Source organism: Pseudomonas sp. XP1, from assembly GCF_053557675.1.
Genome location: NZ_JBNRIJ010000001.1, coordinates 91,863 through 110,737, shown reverse-complemented (window position 1 = coordinate 110,737; position 18,875 = coordinate 91,863). Strand labels below are relative to the sequence as shown.

The following is an 18,875-nucleotide window of genomic DNA, read 5'->3' as shown; positions in this document are numbered from 1 at the left end:
GCCAGCTCCCACAGGTACAGCGTTGCTCTCGAGGTTGTCGCTGTACCTGTGGGAGCTGGCTTGCCGGCGATAGGGCCATCAGCCTCACCGCAAATCTGCAGCTCCCACAAGGCACCTGCCAGGTCAGTGAATCATGTGCAGCTCTGTGGGAGCGGGCATGCCCGCGAACACGGGCGGTAGCCCGTGCCATGCGCCGCATTCTATAAATCAGACTCTGGCCAACACTGCCATGGCCTTCTCCAGCGCCATGCGCGCACGCTGTTCGCCGCTTACGCCCTGTTCCAGCAACTGCCGCGTGGGGATCTCCAGGCTCAACGGCACACTGGGCGGCAAGCCGCGCAGCAGGCCGACCAGGTCGGCATCGCCCTCGCCCGGGAAGCGCCGCTCGTTGCGTGCCTGGCGCAGGATCTCGTCCATGTCGGCCGGCACCGGGCCGGCAACGTCGCACAGCTGGGCATAGCGCATGCGCTGCGGCGCCAGCTGCGCCAGATCGCCCAGCGAAGAGCCGGAGCGGTTGAAGTGGAAGGCATCCACCAGCACACAACCATTGGCACGGTCAGCGTTGGCCACCACCCGCATGGCCTGGCGCAGGTCACGCACATCAGTCCAGGGCATGAACTCCAGATGCGGATGAATGCCATAACCCGCCGCCAGGTCACACAACGCAGCAAAGCGCTCGGTCAGCCGCGCTTCATCCGGGTCGTTGCCAGCCACCAGCAGCTCCGTGCCGCCCAGCTCGGCACCCACTGCCAGGATCGGTTCGAAATCGGCGACACAGGTTTCCGGCTTCAGCCGCAATATCTCGAGGTCGAGCACCCTGATGCCCGTGTCGCGCAGGCGCGCCTGGGTCTGCCGGCGCAGGCCGGCATCGTCCACAAGCGGAAAATGCTGTTCCTGCTCGGTGGCGGGCACCAGGCGCAGGCCTACGTGGCTGTACCCGGCGCGGGCTGCTGCCTCGACCATGTCCGGGGGTGGCAGCTCGAGTACCGTCAGGGCCGCCAGGGAGAAAATTCGATCAGTCATTATCGTCACCAGGCAAGTCAGGCAATGTGCTCGGGGGCACAGGCCCGGCCAGTTTCCGCTGCCAGGCGGATCGCCTCGATCAGCGCCAGGGTACGGCCACCGTCGGCGGCATCGATCAGCGGCGCCTGTTCACCCCGGGCAACCCGCACGAAGTGTTGCAACTGCAAGGTCAATGCCTCGCCGGCGGGGATGCTTTCCTCGCTCTGCAACAACGGCGTGTGCCAGCCCGACCCGACCTCGGCGTAGTGCCAGCGCTTGAGTTGCGGAATGCTCAGGGCCCCTTGGGTGCCGGCCAGCAGGTAGCACGGTTGGCCATCCTGACGCGGATAGACCGGGCTTTCGCCGGAGTCCAGCTCCCAACTCCATGGCGCGGCCACCGCGTCGGAGCCAGTCAGGCTGCCCAATGCACCATTGGCAAACTGCAGTAGCACCGCGGCGCTGTCTTCGTTGGCAAAACCGCGCACATCGTTGCGGGTGAATGCCTGCACCTGCACCACCTCGCCGCACAGGTGGCGCAGCAGGTCCAGGTCATGGATCAGGTTGGTCAGCAAGAAGCCAGCACCCGGCTCGCGTCGCCAGGGGGTTTCGAAATAGCTGTCGGGCTTTTGCAACTGCCACAGTGCGGTGACGTTGATCAGCCGGCCCAGCTTGCCGTCGGCGATCACCTGGTGAGCCTTGGCGATCAGTGGGTTGTGCCGGCGGTGATGGCCCACCAGCACCGGCACATTGTGGCGGCGCGAGGCTTCCACCAGCGCGCGGACTTCATCCAGGTGCACGCCCACCGGTTTCTCGACCAGCACCGGTACACCGGCCTCGACGCAGTCGAGGGCAGTGGCGACATGCAGGTTGTTCGGGTTGGCAATGATCACTGCCTCGGGGCGCGCGTGCTCCAGCATCTGGCGGTGGTCGGCAAAACAGGGCACGCCGCATTCGGCGGCAAAGGCCTCGGCCTGGGGGCCCGGGTCGGCCACAGCGCACAGCTGGGCCTGCGGCACATTTAGCAAATGCTGGTAATGCTGGCGGCCCATGATGCCGGCGCCGATCAAGGCAATACGTAGGGGTGCGTTCAACAGCCTGTCCTCTTGTCATTGTTGTGATGCAGTTTCCGGAACTAAATTCCACATTCCGCATTGAACAATTTAGAACCAGGTTCAGCTTTTCAGAAGAAGCCGCAGAATACAGTGTGCGGTAATCGACCGGAAATGCACTTCAGGCGAACAATTCACTGGCCCGGCTGGCCGCCGACAGCTCCTCCGCCGCCGCCAGCAACAGCGGCGCCAGGTCTGCCAGGCGGCTTTGTGCCAGGCGCGCACTGGGCCCGGCGATGCTCAGCACACCGATCACCTCGTCGCTTTGCGGGCGGCGCACCACCGCAGCCAGGGCCGAGGTGCCAATGGCCGAGGTTTCCTCGACCCAGGCGTAACCGCGCTCGCGTGCGCGGCGCAGGTAGGTGAGCAATTCGTCGGTGGAGCGCGGCGCATTCGGGCCGAACTGCGCCGGGTCGGCAATGCCCTGGCGCAACACCATCTGCAGCGCCCGCTCATCGTCCAGACTGGCCAGCCAGGCATGCCCGGACGCGGTATAGAACAGCGGTGCGTCACGGCCCATGTCCGGGTCGTAGCGCAGCCCGGAGCGGGCGCCCTGGGACTTGGCGATCCAGGTCTGGCGGGCACCATCGATCACGCCAAGGCGCACCAGTTCGCCGCTGTCCTGGGCCAGGCGGTCAAGAATCGGCTGGATGATGTCGGCACCACTGCTGGCCAGGTAACGGAAGCCCAGCGCCACCAGCTTGGCCGACAGCTGGTAGCGGCTGTTGTCACGGTTCTGCCGCACATAGCCCAGCCGCACCAGCTCGGTGAGCATGCGATGGGTGGCGCTCTTGGGGATGTCCAGGCGCTCGGCCAGGGTTTGCAGCGGCAGCCCCTGCGGCTCGCCGGTAAGGCTTTCTACAAGACTGAAGGCGCGTTCGATCTGACTACCAGCCATGACACAGGTCCCTGAAATTTTTGCGAATTCTAGAAGATGATTCCACACCGCCGATAGCGGCCGCAGCCCGGGCAACACGAACTGTCCGGTTATCGCCCAATAATTGCCCACCAATGCCGCCACGCCCTTGCAGGCCGATTCCCTGCCAAGAAGAATGTGGAACCTTGTTCCAATAACAATACAGGAATCCCGCAATGCCTTCCGCTCCCTACGAAACCGAATGCGATGTACTGGTCATAGGTTCTGGTGCCGCCGGGCTGGCTGCGGCCGTGACGGCTGCCTGGCACGGGCAGAAGGTGATCCTGGTGGAGAAGGAGCCAGTGTTCGGCGGCGCCACCGCCTGGTCAGGCGGCTGGGCCTGGGTACCGCGCAACCCGCTGGCACGCCGGGCCGGCATCGAGGAAGACATCGAGCAGCCGCGTACCTATCTGCGCAACGAACTGGGGGCGTACTACAACGCCGAACGCGTCGACGCCTTCCTCGAAGCCTGCCCGCACATGGTGGCGTTTTTCGAAAAGCACACGGCGCTGCAGTTTGCCGACGGCAACGGCATCCCCGACATGCATGGCGACACACCGGGAGCGGCCCAGGGAGGGCACCAGGTGATTGCCGCGCCCTATGACGCGCGCGAGGTCGGTGCGCTGCTGCCACGCCTGCGCAAGACCATGCGCGAAACCTCGTTCATGGGCATGCCGATAATGGCAGGTGCCGACCTTGCCGCGTTCCTCAACATGACCCGCTCGCCAAAGGCCTTGCTGCACGTGTGCAAACGCTTCGGCCGCCACCTGTACCACCTCGTCCGGTATGGCCGGGCGATGCACCTGGTCAACGGCGTGGCGCTGGTGGCCCGCCTGGCCAGGTCGGCGCAAGATTTGGGCGTGCGCCTGCAAGAGTCGGCACCGGCCAAACGCCTGCTGGTCGAGGATGGCCAGGTGCGGGGGGCGCTGGTTGCGACACCGCAGGGCGAGCAGTTGATCCGTGCCAAGGCCGTGGTACTGGCGGCGGGTGGGTTCCCCAACGACAACGCCCGCCGCCGGCAACTGTTCCCGCGCGATGCCAGCGGCCACGACAACCTGGCCCTGCCCCCCAAGGGTTGCTCGGGCGACGGCCTGCGCCTGGGCGAGTCGGCCGGCGGTGTGGTCGCCACCGACCTGAAGTCGCCAGTGGCCTGGGCACCGGTTTCGCGGGTGCCGCACCGTGACGGCAGCGTCGGCCACTTCCCGCACATCATCGAACGCGGCAAACCGGGCATCATCGGTGTATTGGCCAATGGCAAGCGTTTCGTCAACGAAGCGCATGGCTATTACGACTATGTGTCAGCGATGGTCGCGGCGGTGCCGCAAGGCGAAGAGGTGTGTTCGTGGCTGGTTTGCGACCATCGCTTCCTGCGCCGCTACGGCCTGGGCCATGCCCGCCCGGCGCCGCTGCCGGTGTGGCCGCACGTGCGCAGCGGGTATCTCAAGCAGGGGGCCACCCTCGAGCAGTTGGCTCAGGCCTGCGGCATCGACCCGGCAGGGTTGTGCGCTACGGTCAGCGACTTCAACAACCATGCCCGCAACGGCCAGGACCCGGCGTTCGGCCGTGGTTCCACACCGTTCAACCGCAAGCAGGGCGACCCGCAGCACAAGGGGCCAAACCCTTGCGTGGCGCCCATCGAGCAGGGGCCGTTCTATGCGGTGAAGGTGCAGCCCGGCTGCTTTGGCACCTTTGCCGGGCTGCGCACCGACGGCAATGCCCGGGTGCTGGATGAAGCCGGGCAGCCGATTGCTGGCCTGTATGCGGCGGGTACCGACATGGCCAGCGTGTTTGGCGGCTGGTATCCGTCGGGTGGCATCAACCTGGGTCCGGCGCTGACCTTTGGCTATGTGGCCGGGCGGCATATTGCCGGGGCGCAGGGGTATGAATGAGGTGAGCGATCACTGATGGCCGTGCCCTGTTTCTCATGGACGGCGCGATTCCTGTAGGAGCGGCGTTGTGTCGCGAAAGGACCGCAAAGCGGCCCCGGCGTTTTTGCGGTGATGCACAGATCGTTGGGGGCGCTTCGCACCCCTTTCGCGGGCACCCCCGCTCCCACAGGTACTGTGCAACTCTTGAGTATGGTGAAGATCCTGTGGGAGCGGGCGTGCCCGCGAAGAGGCCAGAGCAGGCAACACATTACTTCTGCCCTGGTGCAAAGTGCTTCGCCCATTGGGCATCTGCACCTCGATCAAGGTGTCTTCGAAGGAATGAGGAAGGAAGGGGCTGAATCCGATTTTTCGCTCAAGCCGGGCAACGCATCTGCTCCAACCAGTACGCCACATCCACCTCGTCGATCTGCTCGGCACGCAAGAACCGCTCGGCATACTGGCGGTATACCCCGCTGCTGAGGAACAGCTCCAGCAGCTGGCCGTCGATGTGCCCGCCACGGGCCATGCCCACCAGGATCTTCACCGACTCGGACAAGGTCTTCGGTGCCTTGTAAGGCCGGTCGGCCGCGGTCAGCGCCTCGAAGATGTCGGCAATCGCCATCACCCGCTCGGCAACGCCCAGATCCTGCTCGCCCAGCCGGCGCGGGTAGCCACTGCCGTCCATTTTCTCGTGATGGTTGCCAGCGATGTCCGGCACCCGCTTGAGCTGGCGGGGGAACGGCAAGGAGCTGAGCATGATGATGGTCTGCACGATGTGTTCGTTGATCTTGAAGCGTTCCTCATCATTCAGCGTGCCGCGGCGGATCGCCAGGTTGTACAGCTCGCCATGATTGCTGGCGTAGGCCGGCAAGCGCATGTCGAAGCCCCAGCGATTGCGCGGGTCGTCCTTGGCCACCGGTGGCTTGCGGGGGCCCCAGGGCACGAAATGCTCGGGGCGGTCGGCCAGCAGTGGTTCGTCAACCGGTAGCGCGGGCGGAGGCATGTCGGCAAAGCGTTCCGCTTCATCACGGGAGATGCCCAGGCGGTTGTCAAAATGGCGCTGCCAGCAGCGTCGGCCAATCTGCTGCAGGCGTTCGATGTCGGCGTCCTGCATGAACTCGCCGCCGATGTTGGCCTGGGCGACGAAAGCGAAGTCGTCCTGCAGCTGGACCTGGCTGCGCGCCAGGGTGGCTTGCAGCGCCTGCTGGTCGCCACCGCTGGCCAGGCCTCGCCAATAGACCAGCTCGGCATCCCGCCAGAGCACCTCGAAACGCATGCGTACCTCGTGGATACGGTTGTACAAGGTTTCCAGCTTGGTCGCCTTGTCCACCACATACTCAGGGCTGGTGACCTTGCCGCAGTCGTGCAGCCAGGCCGCCACATGGAACTCGTAGCGTTCAGCCGCGCTCATGCTGAAGCTGGCATACGGGCCGGTTTCGGCCGCCACCGCCTGGTCCAGCAGCATTTGCGCCAGTTGTGGCACCCGCTCGCAATGGCCGCCGGTATAGGGGCTCTTGGCATCGATGGCATCGGCCAGCAGCTTGATCATGGCATCCAGCAGGCGTTGCTGGGCTTCGACCAGCTGGCGCGTCTCGATGGCCACCGCTGCCACCCCGGACAGCTCCGCAACAAAGCTGCGAAACGGCTGGCCGGCCTGCTCGTGTGCAGGTCCATCGCCCAGTTGCAGGACCAGGATGCCCAGCAGCGCCTGGCTACGGTCATTCAGCACCAAGGCCAGGCTGTGCTCGGGCAGGCCGAGGGCCTGGGTCACCGCCGTGGCGAGGTGTTGCTGGGCAGTCTCATCCACGGCCAGCTCGCCAGGGTACTGCTCGCCACGGCAGGCCGCGGCCAGGCGCAGCAAGGCGTGTTCGGCATCGAACAGGTAAACCACGCCAGCGTTGGCCCCGGCGGCTTCCACCAGATGGGTCAGCACACCGTCGAGCATGCGCTCCAGGTCGCGCTCGCGGCTGAGCGTGAGGGTAATCGCCTGGAAGCTGCGGATGGTGCCCGACATGCGGCCAAGCACGCGGCTCAGCTCACGCACCTCGGACACCCGCGAGCGCACCCCGACTTCGCGGCTGAAATCAAAGCCGGCCAGGCCTTGCACCTGTTCAGCCAGCAGCCGCAACGGGCGACCAATACGCCGACCAATCACACCACCGAGCACCAGCAGCACGCTAATCAGGACGGCGGTCCAGAGCAGTTGTTCGAGCAGTACCTTGCGCGCACCGGCCAGCAACTCATGGCCTGGCACGGCGATCAGCACCTGCAGGTCCTGGCCGGCCAGGTTGGTCAGTTGCACACGCATGCCATACCAGGTCTGGCCATCCACCTGATAAGGGTGCGGCCGGGTGCCTTGCGACAGGTTTGCATAAAGGTGCTCCAGGCTGGGAATGCCCAGTTCGCCGATGCGCGACAAGCGCACGGTCTGCCCTTCGTGCACGATGACCCGCTGCAGGTCCGGGTAGGCCACCACGCTGCCCTGGTCGTCGACCACGACGATCTCGGTGCCGGGAGTCATGCGCAGGCCCTGCGTCTCGCTGACCAAGTCGTCGACCGAAACGTCCATGCCAATCACCGCACCGCCATCGACGCTGCGCTGGGCCATGGTCAGGCCGATCTCGCGGGTGGTGAAGAACACATAGGGGTGGGTCAGCACGGTTGTGGGTTGGGCGCTGGCTTCGACAAACCACGGGCGCGTACGCGGATCGTAGCGGTATTCGGGCTTGGCCCGGGCCTGCAGCAGGTTCAGCGCGTGGTCGTAGAAGCGCCACTCACCCTGCACCGCCCCACCCTCACGGCTGACGCTCTGCACCAGAAATGCCGACCCCGGCGGTGCGGCGAAACGCTGCAGCACCTGCGGGTCACGCAAGCGGCGCACCAGCAGGAAATCACCACTGGGGTAACCCATGTAGGCGGCACTGAGCATGCGGTTGGCGTCCAGCGTCTCGACCAGTTGCGGCAAGCGTTCCAGGCGCTGCGCCGGGGTTTGCGCGGCCGGGTTGTGGGCGAGCAGGCGGATACTGCTTTGCACCGGGTCGATCAGGCGCCGGGCGCGTTCGTCGATGGTCTTGCCAATTTGCTGGGCCGAATCACCCGCTGCGGCCACCAAGGTCTGGCGAATGCCGTGATAACCCTGCCAGGCCAGGGCGGCGCCGAGCAGCAACATGCCCAGCACGATGGCGAGTGCCACCAGCCACTGTAGTGAAATGCCACGTCCGGCGTTGCCAGCAGCACGACCATTCGACACGCAGCCCATCTCAGGTACTCCATGTATGGCACATTGCCTTGGCTGATACCCGCAGGAGTGTAGAGGGCGGACGGGCTTTTTGCCGGGCTAGAGAAGAAATTTAGTCTTGCATGGCTCCTCTAGCCAGCACTGGCCCTTGTAGAAGCGGCCCTGTCGCGACACAAGGCCGCTCCTACAGGTCCCGGGTATGCCTTCAGGGTTCAGGCGCGCAACTGGTACCAGGTGGTCTTGAGCTGCGAATACTTGTCGAACGAGTGCAGCGACAGGTCGCGGCCAAACCCGGACTGCCTGCCGCCGCCGAATGGCACCGTCACGTCCAGCGCATCGACCGTGTTCACCGACACGGTACCGGCCTTCAACGCCCGCGCCACGCGGTGCACCTGGTTGAAGTCATCGCTCCACACCGACGCCGCCAGCCCATAGATGCTGTCGTTGGCCAGGCGCACGGCCTGCTCTTCACTGTCGAAGGCACTGACCGCCAGCACCGGCCCGAATACCTCCTCCTGGGCCAGGCTCATACGGCCATCGACCCCGGCAAAGATGGTCGGCTCGATGTAATTGTCCGAACCATCGATAGTCAGGCGCCGGCCACCGCACACCAACCGCGCCCCGTCCTGCCCGGCACGGGCGATGGCGGCTTCGATCCGGCCAGTCTGCCCGGCATCGACAATCGCACCGGCACGGCTCGCCGGGTCCAGCGGGTTGCCTGGCAGCCACTGGCGGGCCTTGGCCTGCAGGCGCTCGATGAACTCGTCATGGATGGAGCGCTGCACGTACAGCCGCGAGTTGGCCGAGCACACCTCGCCCTGGTTGAAGAAGATGCCGAATGCCGCCTTTTCCGCAGCCAGGTCCAGGTCCTGGCAGTTTTCGAACACCAGGTTGGGGCTCTTGCCGCCGCACTCCAGCCATACCTGCTTGAGGTTGGACTGTGCCGAGTACTGCATGAAGTACTTGCCCACCTGGGTGGAGCCGGTGAACACCAGGCAATCCACGTCCGGGTGCAGGCCCAGCGCCTGCCCGGCCTGCTCGCCCAGGCCCGGCACCACGTTCAGCACGCCCTCCGGTACACCGGCCTGCAGCGCCAGCTGGGCCAGGCGCAGGGCCGAGAACGGTGATTGCTCGGCGGGCTTGAGCACCACGCTGTTGCCGGCGGCCAGCGCCGGGGCGAGCTTCCAGGCGGCCATGTCGAGCGGGAAGTTCCACGGCACCACGGCGGCGACCACGCCGAGGGCTTCGCGGGTGATGGTGGCCAGCGCGTTGGGCGCGGTGGGCGCCACCTGGTCGTACACCTTATCCAGCGCCTCGCCGTACCAGGCGAACACCTGCGCCGAGCCCGGCACATCGATGTTGTAGGCGTCCATGACCGGCTTGCCCATGTTCAGCGAGTCCAGCAGGGCCAGTTCTTCGCGATGGGCCATGATCAGTTCGGCCAGGCGCAGCAACACTTTCTTGCGCTCCCCCGGTGCCATGCGCGGCCACGGGCCTTGCTCGAAAGCCCTGCGGGCGCTGGCGACGGCCAGGTCGACCTCGGCCTGGCCGCAGGCGGTGACCTGGGCCAGTACGTTGTTGGTGGCGGGGTTGATGGCGGCGAAGGTGGCACCGCCCTGCGCGTTGACGGGCTTGCCGTCGATCAGTGCATCGGCCGGGAGGTAGAGGTCCGAGGCACGTTGTTGCCAGAATTCGAGGGTGTACATTTGTACTCCAGGCGACCGTCGTGGCGGTCTTCTTGCAATTAACAGATACCACACAGTCCGCAAGCACGCCGCACTCCCTCTGTGGGAGCGGGCATGTCCGCGAAACAGGCGACACGGTGGATGGCACCGGCTTCGCCGGTGTTCGCGGGCTTGCCCGCTCCCACAGGGATCAGCGGTCTAGAGCTTGCCGACCAGGCGCGCCGTGCGGTCCACGGCAATGCGGGTCTTCTCCACCAGCTCATCCAGCTCGCTGTGGTTGGCGATCAGCGCCGGCGCCATGATCATCCGGCCCAGGGTGGAGCGAATGATCACCCCTTCCTCGAAACCGAAGGTACGGCACTGCCATGCCAGATCGTTCTCGTTGGCGAAGCGCTTGCGCGTCGGCTTGTGCTCGGCGAACTGCAGCGCCGCCACCAACCCGGCACCCTGCACCTGGCCGATCAACGGGTGGTCGGCAAACACTTCGCGCAGGATGCGCTGCAGGTACGGCCCGGTGTCGTCCTTTACCTGGCGTACGATGCCTTCGTCACGCAGCGCCGTCAGGTTGGCGATGGCCACCGCCGCCGCCACCGGGTGCCCGGAATAGGTCAGGCCGTGGGCGAACACCCCGCCCCGCTCCACCAGCGCCTCGGCAATGCGCTTGCTCAGTACCAGGCCGCCCATGGGCACGTAGCCGCTGGTCAGGCCCTTGGCGATGGACAGGGTGTCGGGCTCGAAGCCGAAGTATTCGTGGGCGAACCATTCGCCAGTGCGGCCAAAGCCGCCGATCACTTCATCAGCACACAGCAGCACGTCGTACTGGCGGCAGATGCGCTGGATCTCGGGCCAGTAGCTTTCCGGCGGGAAGATCATGCCACCCGCGCCCTGGAATGGTTCGGCGATGAAGCCGGCGACGTTCTCGGCACCCAGTTCGAGGATCTTCTCCTCCAGTTGCAGGGCGCAGCGGCGGCCGAACTCGGCCGGGGTCAACTCACCGCCCTCGGCGTACCAGTAAGGTTCGTCGATGTGCGCCACATCCGGGATCAGACCGCCCATTTCGTGCATGAACTTCATGCCGCCCAGCGCCGTGGCGGCCAGGGTCGAGCCGTGGTAACCGTTCCAGCGGCCGATCATGATCTTCTTGTTCGGCTGGCCGACCACCTGCCAGTAGCGGCGCACGGTACGGATCAGCACTTCGTTGGCCTCCGAGCCGGAGTTGGTGTAGATCGCGTGGCTGTAGTGCCCCGGCAACAGGCTGAACAGCAGCTCGGACAGTTCGATCACCGCCGGGTGGGTGGTGTGGAAGAACATGTTGTAGTAGGCCAGCTGGTCCATCTGCGTGGCAGCGGCGGCGGTCAGGTCGCGACGGCCGTAGCCGAGCTGGGTGCACCACAGGCCGGACATGCCGTCCAGGTAGCGCTTGCCCTCGCTGTCCCACAGGTGCAGGCGTTCGCCACCGACGATCACGCGCGGCCCTTCGGCGTTCAGCGCCTTCTGGTCGAGAAAGGCATGGATGTGGTGTGCGGCATCGGAGGCCTGGTAGTCGCGGGTCTGGCGTTGCGGGGCGAAAGGCGCATTCATTGTTGGTTTTCCTTTGCGGTGGGTTGCAGGGCGGCTGACGCTCAGCGCAGCTTGCCCATGTAGCTTTCCAGCGGGTCCTTGCCCAGCACGCCCTGGGCATTGGCCAGCGCGTCGATGAACAGGGAGAACAGCTCGGACTGGGTACCGATATCGAGCTTGGCGTAGACGTTCTTGCGGTGTGACTTGATGGTGTCCTCCGACACCCCCAGGCGCTCGGCCAGCGACTTGGTCGAGTGGCCCCGCAGGATCAACTGGGCGATACGGCATTCACGCTCGGTCAGCAGCGAGCTGCCGAAGTTGTTCAGCGCCGCGTGGATGCGCTGCTCGAGGATGTTCTCGAAGCGCCCGGTACGGCTGTCCAGCCCGGCGAAGTGCTTGCCGAGCACCGCCAGCACCCAGGGCGTGATTCGCCCGAACAGCGCACGGGTTTGCCCATCGAGCTTTTCGGTGAACGCCAGCGATACCGCAAGGCTCTGCCCGGGTGCGACCTGCAGGATGTAGTTGAGCTCGTCCTCCAGGTGCGAGTGCCGGTAGAACGACTGGTAGTACTCGCTGACCTCGAAGTGGTCGGGCGCCACTTCGAACAGGCCATAGCAACCGGACTCGACCTGCTCCACACAGGCCCCGTAGAACGGGTCGAGCAGATAGAAGCCGGACAGGTAGCGGCTGACATTGCCCTCGGGCTGCCAGGGCGCCTTGTCGTCCTGCTCGAACAGCGCGCAGGGCATGCCGTCGTGGGGGTACAGGTATACCGTGGTCGCCTGGATAGGCCGGATCACGCCAAGTGCAGCAAAGAGATTGGCGGCAAAGCCCGGCCGGCCGATCGCCTCGGTGACCTTGGCCAGGTGCTCGAACCACTGTTGCGAAAGCAATTGATCAGTCACTGTGGGCCTGCCGTCTCAAGTAAAGGCACCGCCGCCAGTGCGGTGCGTCGTTGGCCAGATACTCCCATGGCGCTGCAAACACCGAAATCACCCTTTGGGGTGAGCAGGCAAAGCCCTCTGCAGGCTCACCCCAAAGGGTGATTCCGGGTACCGGCGGGGTGTGGGAGCATCAACCCGCCCCAGCGCTGCGAGCCACCCGCTCGACCTCCTTGCACAACACCCACCGGTATCGAGCCCGCTCGCATACCGCGGCGTCCTGCATCCCTTTCCAGGAGTTAGCAATGCATACAACAACAAGTACAGCCCATAGCCCTGCACATAGCCCGTCGCAACCCACCGCCAGCAACGGCCGTTTCCGCAAGTCCATGGGGCTGCCCGCCCTGGTGCTGTTCGGCCTGGCCTACATGGTCCCCCTTGCAGTTTTCACCACCTACGGGCTGGTCACCCAGATGACCAAGGGGCACTTGCCCACCGCCTACCTGCTGACCCTCGCCGCCATGCTGCTGACCGCCTACAGCTACGGCCGCATGGTCCAGGCCCACCCCTACTCCGGCTCGGTCTACACCTACACCCGCAAGGCCTTCGGCAGCCACATCGGCTTCATCGCCGGCTGGACCCTGCTGCTCGACTACATCTTCCTGCCGCTGCTCAGCTACCTGCTGATCGGCATCTACATGTCGGAATACTTCCCGGCCATCCACGCCTGGGTGTGGGTAGCGGGTTCCATTGCCCTGGTCACCTTCCTCAACCTGATCGGCATCGAGTCGATCACCCGGGTGAACTGGATCCTGGTGGTGGTGCAACTGGTGTTCATCATCGTGTTCGTCGCCCTGTCCATCCAGAACCTCAGTGGGCAGGCACAGCCGGTGTCGCTGCTGGCGCCGTTCCACCACGAAGGTTTCAGCGTGCCATTGATCATGACCGGCGCCGCCGTGCTGTGCCTGTCGTTCCTGGGCTTCGATGCGGTCTCGACCATGGCCGAAGAAACCAGCAACCCCACCTACCGCATTCCCGTGGCGATCCTCGCCGTGTCGCTGATCGGCGGCATGTTGTTTCTGGTGGTGTCGTACTGCGCACAGATGGTGTTCCCCGACTGGGGCAGCTTCGCCGACCCGGACTCGGCGTCGGTGGACGTGATGCGCCGGGTTGGCGGCGAGCTGCTGGTGACCGCCTTCACCGCCACCTACGTGGCCGGCTGCTTCGCCTCGGCCATGGTGTCCCAGGCCAGCGTGTCGCGGGTGCTGTTCGCCATGGGCCGCGACGGTGCGTTGCCCCGTGCCTTCGGCCAGCTGGTGACGAAAAAGCGCGTGCCGGCCACGGCTATCCTGCTGGTCAGCCTGCTGTCGCTGATTGCCCTGGTGATCAGCCTCGACACGGTGGCCAACATGATCAGCTTCGGCGCGCTGTTCGCCTTTTCGGCGGTGAACCTGGCCGTGGTCAAGCACTACCTGATCGACCACAAGCTGCGTGGTGCTCGCAACTACCTGCTGTATGGCGCCATTCCCGGCCTGGGCTTCCTCAGCACGCTGTGGCTTTGGAGCAGCCTGACCAGCCTGTCATTCACCATCGGCTTGTGCTGGATGGGCATGGGCCTGGTGGTGTTGCTGGGGCTTACCCGGGCGTTCCGGGTGAAGCTGCCGGAGTTGCAGATGGCCGAGTGACACGCGCGCTGTCGAGCATTTGCGCGGTCCTTGTGGGAGCGGGTTTACCCGCGAAGCAGGCGACTCGGTGGATGGCACCGGCTTCGCCGGTGTTCGCGGGTGAACCCGCTCCCACAGGGGGCCGTGCATACGATGAAAACTTTTTTGGAGAAGGCCGTTGCGATAACGATCCGTTATCACCTGATCCGCATTAATCATTATTCAGCATGCATTTCGCCCCCTACAGTCCCAGCCCATCGACTGTCATTGCCAACGGGAAACGAAATGTCCATCGAACACCGCCTGAACCACATCGCCGGCCAGCTCAGCGGCAACGGTGACGTGCTGCTGAACAGCGTCGACGCCCACACCGGAGAGCCACTGCCATACGCCTTCCACCAGGCGACCAGCGACGAAGTCGAAGCCGCCGTGCAGGCCGCCGAGGCTGCCTACCCGGCCTATTGCAGCACCAGCCCTGCCCAGCGTGCCGCTTTCCTGGATGCCATTGCCAATGAACTGGACGCACTGGGCGATGACTTCATCCTGCATGTGACGCGCGAAACCGCACTGCCCGAGGCACGCATCCGCGGTGAGCGTGCCCGCACCAGCAACCAGCTGCGCCTGTTCGCCGATGTGGTGCGTCGTGGCGACTTCCTCGGCGCGCGCATCGACCGCGCGCTGCCCGAGCGCACCCCGCTGCCACGCCCGGACCTGCGCCAGTACCGCATCGGCGTCGGCCCGGTGGCTGTATTCGGTGCCAGCAACTTCCCGCTGGCCTTCTCCACCGCTGGCGGTGACACCGCCTCGGCGCTGGCGGCTGGCTGCCCGGTGGTGTTCAAGGCCCACAGCGGGCACATGCTCACCGCTGCCCACGTGGCCGCGGCCATTGACCGCGCGGTGGCCGGCAGCGGCATGCCGGCAGGCGTGTTCAACATGATCTATGGTGCCGGCGTGGGCGAAGCACTGGTCAAGCACCCGGCCATCCAGGCGGTCGGCTTCACCGGTTCGCTGCGTGGTGGCCGCGCCCTGTGCGACATGGCGGCTGCGCGTGCGCAGCCGATCCCGGTGTTCGCCGAAATGAGCAGCATCAACCCGGTAATAGTCCTGCCCCAGGCCCTGCAGGCCCGTGGCGAGCAGGTAGCCGGCGAACTGGCCGCCTCGGTAGTGCTGGGTTGCGGGCAGTTCTGCACCAACCCGGGCTTGGTGGTGGGCATCAAGTCGCCGCAGTTCGAACGCTTCGTGCACACGCTGGTGGCACGCATGGCCGACCAGCCGCCGCAGACCATGCTCAACACCGGCACCCTGCGCAGCTACCAGAACGGTGTGCAGCACCTGCTGGCGCACCCTGGCATCCAGCACCTGGCCGGGCAGCCACAAGCCGGCAACCAGGCCCAGCCGCAGCTGTTCAAGGCAGACGTGAGCCTGCTGCTTAACAGCGACTCGCTGCTGCAGGAAGAAGTGTTCGGCCCAACCACCGTGGTGGTGGAAGTGACCGATGCCCAGCAACTGGCCGAGGCGCTGCGCCACCTGCAAGGCCAGCTGACCGCCACCCTGATTGCCGAACCCGACGACCTGCGTGCCTTTGCTGCGCTGGTGCCGCTGCTGGAGCGCAAGGCCGGGCGCCTGCTGCTGAACGGCTACCCGACCGGCGTAGAGGTATCGGACGCGATGGTGCATGGCGGGCCATACCCGGCCACCTCCGATGCCCGTGGCACTTCAGTCGGTACCTTGGCCATCGACCGCTTCCTGCGCCCGGTGTGCTTCCAGAACTACCCGGATGCGCTGCTGCCGGATGCGCTGAAAAGTGCCAACCCGCTGGGGATTGCGCGGTTGGTGGATGGGGTCGCCAGCCGTGGCGCGGTTTGATCTGACATTGAGGTAGCCTGTACTGGCCTCTTCGCGGGTAAACCCGCTCCCACAGGTACTGCACAGAATTCCAGACCTGTGCAGTACCTGTGGGAGCGGGCGAGCCCGCGAAGAGGCCGGCACAGGATCACCGACCCTGTATACAATCCGCAAAAACCTTGCTTACAATGCCATGCGCCTATGACATCGGTAATCGCCGATGCGTATTGCGGCAGGCTCAAGCCATGTCATCTACAAATGCTCCAAGAACGCTACTGGTCAAGAACGCCCAACTCCTGGTCACCATGGACGGCGAACGCCGCGAGATCAAGAACGGCGGAATGTTCATCGAAGGCAACCTGATCCGCCAGGTCGGCCCCAGCGATACCCTGCCACAGCACGCCGACGTGGTGCTGGACATGGCCGGCAAGGTGGTCATCCCTGGCCTGGTCAACACCCACCATCACATGTACCAGAGCCTCACCCGCGTGGTGCCGGCAGCCCAGGACGGCGAGCTGTTCAACTGGTTGACCAACCTGTACCCGATCTGGGCACGCCTGACCCCCGAGATGATCGCGGTGTCGACCCAGACCGCCATGGCCGAACTGATCCTTTCCGGCTGCACCACCTCCAGCGACCACCTGTACATCTACCCCAACGGCTGCAAACTCGACGACAGCATCCATGCCGCCGACGAGATCGGCATGCGCTTCCACGCCGCGCGCGGCAGCATGAGCGTGGGCCGCAGCCAGGGCGGCCTGCCGCCTGATTCGGTGGTGGAGAAGGAAGCCGACATCCTCAAGGAGTCCCAGCGCCTGATCGAGGACTATCACGACGCCAGCCACGGCTCGATGCGCCGCATCGTGGTGGCGCCTTGCTCGCCGTTCTCGGTCAGCCGCGACCTGATGCGCGAAGCCGCCGTGCTGGCGCGCCAGTACGGGGTGTCGTTGCACACCCACCTGGCCGAGAACGTCAACGACATCGCCTACAGCCGGGAGAAGTTCGGCATGACCCCCGCCGAGTATGCCGAGGACCTCGGCTGGGTCGGCCACGACGTGTGGCACGCCCACTGCGTGCAACTCGACCAGCATGGGATCGAGCTGTTCGCCCGCACCGGCACGGGTGTCGCCCACTGCCCATGCTCGAACATGCGCCTGGCCTCGGGCATCGCCCCGGTGCGCAAGATGCGCGACCACGGTGTGCCGGTAGGCCTTGGGGTCGACGGTTCGGCATCCAACGATGGCGCCAGCATGATCGGTGAAGTGCGCCAGGCCTTGCTGCTGCAACGGGTGGGCTTCGGCCCCGACGCGATGACTGCACGCGAGGCGCTGGAAATTGCAACGCTCGGTGGTGCCAAGGTGCTCAATCGCGATGACATCGGCGCCCTCGCCCCAGGCATGGTGGCCGACTTCGTCGCCTTCGATCTAGGCCACGTGGCCTATGCCGGCGGCCACCACGACCCGTTGGCGGCGCTGGTGTTCTGCACACCGACCCAGGTGCACACCAGTGTCATCAATGGCCGTGTGGTGGTGAAGGATGGCCAGCTGGCCACGGTCGACCTGCCACGGGTGCTGGAGCGCCACAACCAGTTGGCACGCCAGCTGGTCAGCGGCGAATAAGCTGCCATTTGGGCCGCCCTGCGGCCCATTGCCTATCAGAGGACCATGACCATTTCATGCCAGGCCATGCCGCCGTGGTCCGATGGCGATGGTTTGATGTACTGATACCCCAGCTTCTGGTACAGCGCCACGTGCTGCTCCTTGCACATCAGGTGAATGGTCAGCTTGCCCGCAGCTTTCATGCGTGCGATGAATTCATCCATCAACCGCTTGGCGTAGCCTTGGCCCTGGTGTGCCGGGTCCACCACCACCGACATGATCACCACGTTTGGCGCCGCCGGGTCATGCCCGACCAGTTCCTTGAATGCCTCGTCGGACATCACCACTTCGTGGGCGCAGCCGCTGTTGATGAAACCGACGATCTCACCCGCGCTTTCCAGCAGCAGGAAGCCCTGCGGATACTGCGCGATGCGGGTGCGGATCTTCTCCAGCGTGGCCGCCTCATCGCCTTCATAGGCACCGATTTCGATGGCGTAGCAACGTTCGGCGTCGGCGGCCGTGGGGGTGCGAAACTGAGGGGCGCTCATGGCGGGTTTCCTTGGTAATGGCTGAAAACAGCCGCCATGGTAAATGAGCGCTCGCCGGACTTCACCACGCCATACACCCGGTAGAAAAAAATCCTACAACTTGTTGCCGCTGCGAACTTTTTCCCGTTTACCGGTCTATGTGGGAGGCACAGAAAGGTAGCGGAACGCGAGAGAAGGTTCGCCGACCACCTGCTGGCCAGATGGCTCAATTGTTATCAGAGGTTGGCTTCGCTCATGAAAATACATGTCGCTAGGTTGATGCTGCTCGGCCTGTTCTCGTTCGCGGCAATGGGCACGGCATCGGCAACACAAATGAAGGCGCCCGAAGTAGCCGCCCCGGCGGTTGAATCACCGTTGCAGCCTGCTGGCAACCCTTGGTCCAGGGTGGCCAGTATTGCCGACGAACAGCCAGCCACGCTGCTGGCCCACGATGACGACCGCTGGCATGATCACCGCAGCGACTGGCGCCGCGAACAGTGGCGCCGCGAGCAGGCCCGCCGTGACTGGGAGCGCCGGCGAGACTGGGAACGCCGACGCGACTGGGAGCGGCGCCGCGACTGGGAGCACCGCCATGAGCGGGCCATGCACCACCGCTACCATGATGACCACCGCTACTATCGCCGTTGATCGCAAGCCGCCAACGCGCCCCCTGTAGGAGTGGCCTTGCGGCCCGATCGCGACACAAGGCCGCTCCTACAAGGTCCGCGCCAGTCAGTCAGGTGGGGGTATCCCCCGCCGCCTCGGCTTCCATCTTCAAACGGTCGGCCTTGCAAATGTACTTGGGCTTGCGCGGCGCCAGCTTGGCGCTGGCCTTCTTGGCATGCGCCTGCAGTAGCTGCTTGATCTTCTTGCGACGGTTCATTCTCACTCGACCTGTCAGTCCGGTTTGGCGGAACACATCATACCTTGCCTGGGCCAGCGTCTCGTTGACGTTATTTTCACGCTCGGCAGATTAGCGTCA

Annotated in this window: 14 protein-coding genes; 5 read left to right on the top strand and 9 right to left on the bottom strand. The window is 65.1% G+C overall.

Annotated features, from left to right (window positions below):
- Positions 1-207: 207 nt before the first annotated feature.
- From ACK1U9_RS00445 to ACK1U9_RS00435, 3 genes are all read right to left on the bottom strand, one after another.
- A complete protein-coding gene (locus ACK1U9_RS00445) occupies positions 208-1,023 on the bottom strand; it encodes a sugar phosphate isomerase/epimerase family protein (RefSeq protein ID WP_108480518.1) in 816 nt (271 codons plus the stop codon).
- Between the two features lie 17 nt (positions 1,024-1,040).
- A complete protein-coding gene (locus tag ACK1U9_RS00440) occupies positions 1,041-2,093 on the bottom strand; it encodes a Gfo/Idh/MocA family protein (RefSeq protein ID WP_108480519.1) in 1,053 nt (350 codons plus the stop codon).
- A 139-nt stretch (positions 2,094-2,232) separates the two neighbouring features.
- On the bottom strand, positions 2,233-3,009 hold the full coding sequence (locus ACK1U9_RS00435; RefSeq protein ID WP_046613956.1) for an IclR family transcriptional regulator: 777 nt from the start codon (positions 3,007-3,009) through the stop codon (positions 2,233-2,235).
- Positions 3,010-3,203: 194 nt separating this feature from the next.
- Here ACK1U9_RS00435 and ACK1U9_RS00430 point away from each other — a divergent pair, with 194 nt between their 5' ends.
- Positions 3,204-4,916, top strand: coding sequence for an FAD-dependent oxidoreductase (locus ACK1U9_RS00430; protein ID WP_108480520.1), 1,713 nt, complete (start codon positions 3,204-3,206; stop codon positions 4,914-4,916).
- A gap of 352 nt (positions 4,917-5,268) precedes the next feature.
- On the opposite strand, the gene ACK1U9_RS00425 is transcribed toward ACK1U9_RS00430, so the two are convergent.
- The 4 genes from ACK1U9_RS00425 to ACK1U9_RS00410 form a co-directional block, all read right to left on the bottom strand.
- A complete protein-coding gene (locus tag ACK1U9_RS00425) occupies positions 5,269-8,154 on the bottom strand; it encodes an HD domain-containing phosphohydrolase (RefSeq protein WP_108480522.1) in 2,886 nt (961 codons plus the stop codon).
- A 191-nt stretch (positions 8,155-8,345) separates the two neighbouring features.
- Positions 8,346-9,839 carry an aldehyde dehydrogenase gene (locus ACK1U9_RS00420; RefSeq protein ID WP_108480523.1) on the bottom strand — a complete coding sequence of 498 codons (1,494 nt, stop codon included), beginning with the start codon at positions 9,837-9,839 and terminating at the stop codon, positions 8,346-8,348.
- 177 nt (positions 9,840-10,016) lie between these two features.
- Entirely contained in the window at positions 10,017-11,399 is a 1,383-nt protein-coding gene (locus tag ACK1U9_RS00415) for an aspartate aminotransferase family protein (RefSeq protein WP_108480524.1), read from the bottom strand.
- 41 nt (positions 11,400-11,440) lie between these two features.
- The gene (locus ACK1U9_RS00410; protein ID WP_108480525.1) at positions 11,441-12,283 is read right to left on the bottom strand and encodes a helix-turn-helix transcriptional regulator; all 843 of its coding nucleotides are present in this window, start codon (positions 12,281-12,283) and stop codon (positions 11,441-11,443) included.
- Between the two features lie 281 nt (positions 12,284-12,564).
- Here ACK1U9_RS00410 and ACK1U9_RS00405 point away from each other — a divergent pair, with 281 nt between their 5' ends.
- From ACK1U9_RS00405 to ACK1U9_RS00395, 3 genes are all read left to right on the top strand, one after another.
- Complete coding sequence (locus ACK1U9_RS00405) at positions 12,565-13,944, top strand: APC family permease (RefSeq protein ID WP_085601363.1); 1,380 nt, start codon at positions 12,565-12,567, stop codon at positions 13,942-13,944.
- 264 nt (positions 13,945-14,208) lie between these two features.
- Positions 14,209-15,789, top strand: coding sequence for an aldehyde dehydrogenase (NADP(+)) (locus tag ACK1U9_RS00400; protein WP_449109592.1), 1,581 nt, complete (start codon positions 14,209-14,211; stop codon positions 15,787-15,789).
- A 224-nt stretch (positions 15,790-16,013) separates the two neighbouring features.
- Positions 16,014-17,387 (top strand): 8-oxoguanine deaminase, encoded by a 1,374-nt coding sequence (locus ACK1U9_RS00395; protein WP_046613964.1) that lies wholly within the window; start codon positions 16,014-16,016, stop codon positions 17,385-17,387.
- A gap of 35 nt (positions 17,388-17,422) precedes the next feature.
- Here the strand turns inward: ACK1U9_RS00395 and ACK1U9_RS00390 are convergent, their stop codons facing one another.
- The gene (locus ACK1U9_RS00390) at positions 17,423-17,914 is read right to left on the bottom strand and encodes a GNAT family N-acetyltransferase (RefSeq protein WP_046613965.1); all 492 of its coding nucleotides are present in this window, start codon (positions 17,912-17,914) and stop codon (positions 17,423-17,425) included.
- A 258-nt stretch (positions 17,915-18,172) separates the two neighbouring features.
- On the opposite strand from ACK1U9_RS00390, the gene ACK1U9_RS00385 reads away from it, so the two are divergent.
- Entirely contained in the window at positions 18,173-18,541 is a 369-nt protein-coding gene (locus ACK1U9_RS00385) for a hypothetical protein (protein ID WP_046613966.1), read from the top strand.
- Positions 18,542-18,629: 88 nt separating this feature from the next.
- On the opposite strand, the gene ACK1U9_RS00380 is transcribed toward ACK1U9_RS00385, so the two are convergent.
- Positions 18,630-18,776: a DUF2986 domain-containing protein gene (locus ACK1U9_RS00380; protein ID WP_023662626.1), complete on the bottom strand. Its 147-nt coding sequence runs from the start codon at positions 18,774-18,776 to the stop codon at positions 18,630-18,632.
- Positions 18,777-18,875 lie beyond the last annotated feature (99 nt).

Excerpts from the sequence above, each read along its gene's own strand:
- ACK1U9_RS00385 (WP_046613966.1), top strand. The coding sequence starts at position 18,173 with ATGCTGCTCGGCCTGTTCTCGTTCGCGGCAATGGGCACGGCATCGGCA.
- ACK1U9_RS00405 (WP_085601363.1), top strand. The coding sequence starts at position 12,565 with ATGCATACAACAACAAGTACAGCCCATAGCCCTGCACATAGCCCGTCG.
- ACK1U9_RS00395 (WP_046613964.1), top strand. The coding sequence starts at position 16,014 with ATGTCATCTACAAATGCTCCAAGAACGCTACTGGTCAAGAACGCCCAA.
- ACK1U9_RS00430 (WP_108480520.1), top strand. The coding sequence starts at position 3,204 with ATGCCTTCCGCTCCCTACGAAACCGAATGCGATGTACTGGTCATAGGT.
- ACK1U9_RS00400 (WP_449109592.1), top strand. The coding sequence starts at position 14,209 with ATGTCCATCGAACACCGCCTGAACCACATCGCCGGCCAGCTCAGCGGC.
- ACK1U9_RS00390 (WP_046613965.1), bottom strand. The coding sequence starts at position 17,914 with ATGAGCGCCCCTCAGTTTCGCACCCCCACGGCCGCCGACGCCGAACGT.
- ACK1U9_RS00435 (WP_046613956.1), bottom strand. The coding sequence starts at position 3,009 with ATGGCTGGTAGTCAGATCGAACGCGCCTTCAGTCTTGTAGAAAGCCTT.
- ACK1U9_RS00415 (WP_108480524.1), bottom strand. The coding sequence starts at position 11,399 with ATGAATGCGCCTTTCGCCCCGCAACGCCAGACCCGCGACTACCAGGCC.
- ACK1U9_RS00380 (WP_023662626.1), bottom strand. The coding sequence starts at position 18,776 with ATGAACCGTCGCAAGAAGATCAAGCAGCTACTGCAGGCGCATGCCAAG.
- ACK1U9_RS00425 (WP_108480522.1), bottom strand. The coding sequence starts at position 8,154 with ATGGGCTGCGTGTCGAATGGTCGTGCTGCTGGCAACGCCGGACGTGGC.
- ACK1U9_RS00445 (WP_108480518.1), bottom strand. The coding sequence starts at position 1,023 with ATGACTGATCGAATTTTCTCCCTGGCGGCCCTGACGGTACTCGAGCTG.
- ACK1U9_RS00420 (WP_108480523.1), bottom strand. The coding sequence starts at position 9,839 with ATGTACACCCTCGAATTCTGGCAACAACGTGCCTCGGACCTCTACCTC.